Source organism: Salinibacterium sp., assembly GCF_031364185.1.
Taxonomy (GTDB): Bacteria; Actinomycetota; Actinomycetes; order Actinomycetales; family Microbacteriaceae; genus Rhodoglobus.
Genome location: NZ_JANLVV010000270.1, coordinates 1 through 3,341, shown reverse-complemented (window position 1 = coordinate 3,341; position 3,341 = coordinate 1). Strand labels below are relative to the sequence as shown.

The window sequence follows — 3,341 nt, the reverse complement described above, 5'->3', positions numbered from 1 at the left end:
TGATCGTCATGTAATGGCCGTACACCTTGGCGACGCCGTAGGGCGAGCGAGGCCATAACAGGGTGTCTTCGTTCTGCGGAACCTGCTGCACCTTGCCGAACATCTCCGAACTCGATGCCTGGTAAAACCGAACCTTCTTGCCGCTGTTTCCTTCATAGAGCCGCACGGCTTCGAGAGCATTGAGCACGCCCATACCGGTCACCTCGCTGGTGAGGTGGGCATTTTCCCATGAGTACGCGACGAAGGAGATTGCGCCGAGGTTGTAGAACTCGTCTGGCTGCGCAACGTTCATGGCACGAAGCAAGCTCGATAAGTCGGTGAGATCTCCCGTGAGGATCTTAACCTCAGGGACGGTCTCCTCGAGCAGAGCAAGCTTGGGGTTATTCTGCCCACGCATGAGCCCAAAGACCTCGTAGTCCTTCGAGAGCAGAAGCTCGGCGAGGTAAAGGCCGTCCTGGCCGGTGATACCCGTGATGAGTGCGCGTTTCATATTCCATGTCCTTTTTCAGCCGTTGATCGACTCGGTCAACGTTAGTAGAAGGAGACGGCCAGCCGGACGTCGCGAGAAACACGATCCCGTCCACTGGATCACAACTCGACCTCATCTGGAGCCAGGGAGTAAGCCCGCCCGCCCGATCACTACACTCGAGCGCTCGCCTCAGATGGTGGGCTTACAGTCGGTGCAGATCACTGTGTCTGGGCTCTTTGTCGAGTTCGGATGCGGTTCCTCGTGATGCGGCCGTGAAACCAACAGCGACCTAAATCCCGTACCGGTCGAATTATGAAGGTGAATCTACCCGCCGCGCTCAGACCGGTTGAATCAGATCGCGCGCGACGTCGATAATTCCCTGGCTCGACAGCCGACCGTATGACCCACGCACCACTTCGCGCACGATCGCCCCGAGTCGACGTACCCGCTGGTCGGGCATTGCCGCCCGGCGAGCTTCGAAGCTGGCCTTCTGTTCCGCCAGCTTGAGTACTCCGGGCGCGACGGGAAGCGCCGCTAATCGATCGACGAGAATCTGTGAGCGCGCCGACAGCAGCACAAAACGCTCGCCACGCGGTTCGAGCATCCGGCCAACGCGATACGACAACGTGGGCTTGGCGACGCCGATCTGATTTGAGTCGTGCTGCCGGTAGTCGATCAACTCGCTGTCGACAAACTCGACCTCACCCAAAGCCGCGGCAATGATCGCGAGCCATTCGTCATGAACCCATTCGGGTGGGAACGGTGCCGCCAAATCGATGAGCTTGCGTCGCATGGCCACCGTAGCCCCGGTAGCCAGATTGCGGCGAACGTACGCCTGAAACGCGCGGCCGGAATCGAGCGCCAGCCGTTCACCCGCCCGAACGGTCAAAGCGTCGATCAGCGAGACACCGAGCGGTTTACCCGCGGAGTCGACCAATCGCGCATCAGAGTGTTGCAGAAGCAGGCGAGGGCGCGCCTCGAACGAGCGCTCGGCCACCGCCAATCGGTACTCATGCCAGACGTCGTCCTGATCGCTCAGCACGATGATATCGCCGGTGCAGGCACTGACCGCGCGCTCAAAGTTTGCCGTTACACCGAGTCGAACCTGCGCGGGTAACACGTGCAGTTGGGCTGAAGTCCGGCTGCCGCCAAATGCAGCTCGAACCAACTCGACGGTGTTATCGGTCGATCCATCGTCCGCTAGAACAACCTCTTCTGGAACACGGCTGCCGCGAAGGATGCTGGCGACCTGCTCCTCGATGAACTGCGCGCCGTTGTACGTCGCGAGCGCGACCGAAATTCGCACACTCACTTCGTCATCGGCACTGAATGCCGACGGACAGGATCCTGGGAAACAGTCCCGCCCTGACAGATTGGGCTCGGGGCATCATCATCGGGATTGGCTACCATGATCCCTGACCGCATGGCCAGAGGTTGCGACGATCTCGCCCGACGCGCTCAACATTGAAGCGTTTCTCGCTCAGCACCAGTCAATTCCAACGAGGCACTTGGCCGCCCAACGATCGCCATACTCAACCCTACAATTTGGATTCTCCTTTTAGGTGCAGGACACTAGCAAAGTTCGACTCAATGCCATCAGGGGGCATAGTTATCATCACCGGGTGCCCACAGGGCTACGCTGGTGGCGATGACCTTCGTTCGCGTGCACGATAAACAAAGTATCAATCGTCCGCTTCGCGGGATCTCCTTAATCTACCTCGCTCCAGTGCTCGCCCTCATCGCGCTCTCAGCCTGGGCCTTCGCATCCCCCGTTGGCGCTTCCCCTGACGATGACTATCACCTTGTCAGCACCTGGTGCGCCGACGGAGGTGGAGTGCTCTGTGAACCCGGCGCGGAGGGGAACACTCGGGTGGTGGCATCCTCCTTCCGTGACATGCTGTGTTTCGCTGGGTTGCCAAACCAGAGCGCCGAATGCCAGGACTGGGGCAACGGATCATTCGAGACGGCCCGGGGTAATTTTGCCGGCGAGTACCCCCCGATCTTCTATTCCGCGATGGGCGTCTTCGCCGGTGCAGACATCCAGTCCAGCGCCCTCGTGATGCGGCTCGCGAACGCTGCGCTTTTTGTCGCACTCGCGACTGCTCTTACCTGCCTCCTACCCGCAGCGCGTCGGAACACCCTTCTTTGGGGCTGGCTGGTCACCCTCGTTCCTCTCGGCATGTTCCTGATTCCATCGAATAATCCGAGTGGTTGGGCGATCACCGGCGTGGGCACGGCGTTCCTGGCCCTTCTCGGATGGTTCGAGAGCGTCGGACACCCGCGGTGGGCCCTCGGCGCGCTGTATCTCGTGGGCGTGGTGATAGCAGCGGGAGCGCGCGGTGACGCCGCCGTTTTCGTCATTGGAGCAACGGCTACCGTTCTCATCCTCACCGCAAACCGAACGCGGCACTGGGCTTTCTCAGCGTTAATCCCTGCCGTGGGCGTGATACTTGCGCTCGCGCTCCTGCTGCAATCCGGCCAGGTCGGTGCGGGTCTGGGCGGCCTGGCGGGAGCCGGAGTCTCGGGCGCGGAAGTGGCTGCCACAGCCCCGGGGCCCGGTCTGGTGCCGCCCGATGGGTCGCTGCAGGCTCCGCTAAGCGGGTTCTCGCTGATTGCCTACAACCTCCTCATGCTCCCGTTTCTGTGGACCGGCGTCTGGGGTACATGGGAACTCGGTTGGTTCGACACTGACTTCCCGGCCATCGTACCCGGTGCAGCCATCGCCGCCTTCGTCGTCGTCGCCTTCGCGGGTGCGGGCCGGCTCGACTGGCGGAAGGCCATCGCCGTTTCCGGAGTTCTGATCGTGCTTGTGGCGATGCCCCTGTACGTGCTCTCTGTCAGCGGCGCCCAGGTGGGCCAGGCTTTCCAGCCC

3 protein-coding genes are annotated in these 3,341 nt (G+C 61.5%); 1 reads left to right on the top strand and 2 read right to left on the bottom strand.

Translation table 11 applies throughout. The annotated features are described in order from the left end of the window. Together RMN95_RS11950 and RMN95_RS11945 are read right to left on the bottom strand one after the other, a co-directional pair. Positions 1-490, bottom strand: a 490-nt coding sequence (locus RMN95_RS11950) for a GDP-mannose 4,6-dehydratase (RefSeq protein ID WP_309617136.1), incomplete at its 3' end; no start/stop codon positions are given. Between the two features lie 316 nt (positions 491-806). After that, the gene (locus tag RMN95_RS11945) at positions 807-1,775 is read right to left on the bottom strand and encodes a glycosyltransferase family 2 protein (protein WP_309617135.1); all 969 of its coding nucleotides are present in this window, start codon (positions 1,773-1,775) and stop codon (positions 807-809) included. Positions 1,776-2,117: 342 nt separating this feature from the next. Between RMN95_RS11945 and RMN95_RS11940 the strand changes: the two genes are divergently transcribed. Then, positions 2,118-3,341, top strand: a 1,224-nt coding sequence (locus RMN95_RS11940; RefSeq protein WP_309617134.1) for a DUF2142 domain-containing protein, incomplete at its 3' end; no start/stop codon positions are given.